A 3,108-nucleotide genomic window follows, 5' to 3' on the forward strand; every position below is an offset into this window, starting at 1 on the left:
AGGGCAGCTTGCATGCGCTGGGCGGCGCGGCTGAGGCGCTGCTGCCAGGTTGTCCATTTTTGCTGCAAAAACTCTGCCGCCTCATCCAGCAGGGAGAGGTCGAACTTGCCCCCTTTGGCCAGCTCGTCCCGCACCTGCTTGACCTTGACGCGCACCACCTCCGGCGGATCCTGGGGGCCGACCAGGGCTTTGAGGCGCTCCCCCATGCGCTGGATGAGCTGCTTGACTTGGCGGGATTTTTCGCTCCAAAAGTTCTTTAGGCCCTCAGTCTCCGATTTGAGGCGCTGGGGAGCATCTTCCTTGACCACCACCGCGTCCACGTCGATGGCCTCTACATCCTCAGGTAAGAGGACGGCGCGCCCTCCCCAGGGCTCAGCAATGCTGCCCCCCAGGATGTAAGCAGCAATGGATCCGGTCTCCCAGTCGAAGAGAAAATCCTCGATCCAACCCACCGGCTGATCCCCAATGCGCACCGTTCGCCGGTAGAGGGAGCTGAGGGGCGTTGCCGGGGTGGCGAAAACGGCGGAGTAGGTCAGCAGCGCGTCCGGCCCGATGAGCGAGATCTGCTCCAGGGGAGTGTAGCCCTGCTGGCTGGTGAAGTAGCAGACCCGTCCCTGGGGATCGACCCAGATTTCTTCGACGGTGCCCAGGGCCGTGGCGGTGCTGCCATCCAGGGCCAGCAGGCCCACCACTTGGCTGCGTCGGATGATCTGTTCCATGAGGAGTTCTCCTTAATTAAAGTTGACAAGGAGCAGGGTTCAGTGGGGTTGTCGTAGGGGTTCCGGGATCCTCAAAACCCGCGGTAGTGGTGGAGCTGCGCCCTGAGGCGGGCAATTTCCTGGGCCATGTCCAAAACCATCGCCGCCCCAACCCAGTTGAGGCCCAAGTCGCGATGCAGACGGATCATCTGGAGCAGGCGCCTGAGCTGCTGGGGGGTGAGGTAGCTGCTTTCGGCTTCCACCAAACCGTGGGCCAGCAGCCACTCCAAGAGGTGGGGCGGGATCCCAGCTACTTCGCTGGCCTGCTCAAAGGTATAGAGGCGTTCTTCCAACCGCACAATGGCCAAGCTCATAGCCTCACCTCCTGCAAGTAGGCGCGGGGATCCCAGCTCCGATTTTGCCGCAGTTTCTCGTAAAGATCCCGCTCAGTGGGGGAGAGGGATTTGGGCGTGACAACCTTTAGCCGCACCAGCAGGTCGCCTCGCTGCCCTTGGGGATCCCGCCAGCCTTGGCCGCGCAGCCGCAGGGTTTGGCCGCTATCGACGCCGGCAGGGATCTTCAGTTGCACCCGACCGGTGGGGGTGGGCACTTCCGCCGTGCCGCCCAAAACCGCCTCATCGGGCGTGATGGGCAGCTCGCAGAGCAGGTTGTCGCCGTCAAAGCGGAAGAAGGGGTGGGGAGGCAGCTCCAGGGTGAGGTAGAGATCCCCCCTCGGCCCGCCGAAGGGGCTATATTGGCCTTTGCCCTTGACGCGGATGCGGCTGCCGGGTTTGGCGCCGGCAGGGATACGGATGGTGAGGGTTTCGCCATCCACGCTCAGCCGCTTTTGGGTGCCGTGGAAGGCTTCTGCCCAGGTGAGGCCTAGCGTGGCTTCTACGTCTTGCCCTGGCAGATCCACCGAGACAAACGGCCCAAACCCGGTGGTGAAACCCTGGAAGCCGCCGCGGCGGGATCCCATGCGGCCCAGCAGATCGTTGATGAAGTCCTCAAAGTTGGTGTACTGGGCAAATCCTTCCATGCCCGGCCCTGCCGCCGCACCGCTGCCCACCCGTTGCCAGTACTGGCCAAACTGGTCGTAGCGCCGCCGCTTGTCCGGATCCGAGAGCACCTCGTAGGCTTCGTTGATCTCCTTGAAGCGCTCCTCGGCTGCCTTGTTGCCGGGGTTAACGTCGGGGTGATACTGGCGAGCCAGCTTGCGATAGGCGCGCTTGATCTCCTCTAAAGAAGCATCTCGGCTGACGCCCAGGATCTGGTAGTAGTCCTTGAAATCGCTCGCAGCCATAAGCTCACCCCTACGAAATCAGGTTAAGGCTTTTCAGGATACTTCTCAGAATGTAAGGTGGGTATTGAAGAGACGGAGCCACGGCGGGGCAGTTGGCTCTGCCCCTGCTGTTGAGAAGCTATCTGGGCTAGGGCTTGCGCCTGGAAAAGATCCCCTTGTCGTCCCTTGTGAAAACTTGTTTGACCTTTTCCCAAGCCTTGAGCAGCGCTTGGGCGACGGGGTTGCCCTCTGCCTTGGCCTGGTTATAGGCTTCCACAAAGGTTTGCTGGGCTTCTTCTGAGAGATCGGCGCGGATTTCTGGGGAGATGGTCTCCGGCGTCAGGTTGCCTTCTGGCTCACTGGGCAAGTTCAAGTCGGCAGTGGCCACCTCTTCGCCGCCGGCACTTTGCAACAGCAAGTAGATTTCGCCGGCTTTTTCCTCCGGCACCTGCACCACCAAGAGGAACTCACCTGCTTGCACCCGGGTTTGGTAGATGGCAGCTTTCTCCTGCGGCATGCCCAGGGCAATGAGGGCGGATCCCAGCCCCGCTCCCAGCGCCCCGTAGAGAGCGCCACCGGTTGCCCCCAGCAGCGCCGCTCCCAAGGGCCCGGCGGCCACCACCGCTCCCAAAAAGGGAATAAACAGCACCCCTACCCCTGTAAGTAGCCCCAACAGGGATCCAAACAGGGATCCATAAATGGCGCCGCTGGTCAACCCGTCGAGAACCACATCCTTGCGGGTGATAAAGCCGCTGATTTTGGCTTCCGTTTGAAAATTGCGGCCAATGATGGAGATGCGATCGTTGGGGATGCCGCGGTTGAGCAGGCGCTGGATGCACTCTTGGACTTTGGCTTCTTCTTTGAAAACGGCAGAAACGCACTTTTTGGGGGCTTGGGCGAAGGCACTCATAAAAGCTCCTGGGAAAGTTTTGGCCGAGAAGGCTGAGGGCAGCTTTTGGCAAGCTTTTCCCCTCTTTGCCCATGCCGCCCATTATCTCCCTCTGCCGCCTCAGGGGAAGTCGAGGGATCGCGAAACTCCTGGAGCGATCTCCGTACTGAGGAGGCCTGCCCAAGCGCTCCGCGCCGCTCACGCGACCACCCCCAGCCCCTCTCCCTCAGGGACATCCC

At 61.6% G+C, this 3,108-nt stretch carries 4 protein-coding genes; all 4 read right to left on the reverse strand.

Annotated features, from left to right (window positions below; all coding sequences use genetic code 11):
• Positions 1–719, reverse strand: a 719-nt coding sequence (locus NW844_RS12530; protein ID WP_414336114.1) for a photosystem reaction center subunit H, incomplete at its 3' end; no start/stop codon positions are given.
• 71 nt (positions 720–790) lie between these two features.
• A complete protein-coding gene (locus NW844_RS12535) occupies positions 791–1,072 on the reverse strand; it encodes a chaperone modulator CbpM (protein ID WP_414336116.1) in 282 nt (93 codons plus the stop codon).
• Complete coding sequence (locus NW844_RS12540; RefSeq protein ID WP_414336118.1) at positions 1,069–2,001, reverse strand: DnaJ C-terminal domain-containing protein; 933 nt, start codon at positions 1,999–2,001, stop codon at positions 1,069–1,071. Before NW844_RS12540 ends, NW844_RS12535 begins: the two co-directional genes overlap by 4 nt.
• A 127-nt stretch (positions 2,002–2,128) precedes the next feature.
• Positions 2,129–2,890, reverse strand: a complete 762-nt coding sequence (locus NW844_RS12545; RefSeq protein ID WP_414336120.1) for a ChaB family protein — start codon at positions 2,888–2,890, stop codon at positions 2,129–2,131.
• Between the last annotated feature and the right edge of the window lie 218 nt (positions 2,891–3,108).

The organism is Synechococcus sp. H55.2, from assembly GCF_047462495.1.
In the GTDB taxonomy this organism is placed as follows: domain Bacteria; phylum Cyanobacteriota; class Cyanobacteriia; order Thermostichales; family Thermostichaceae; genus Thermostichus.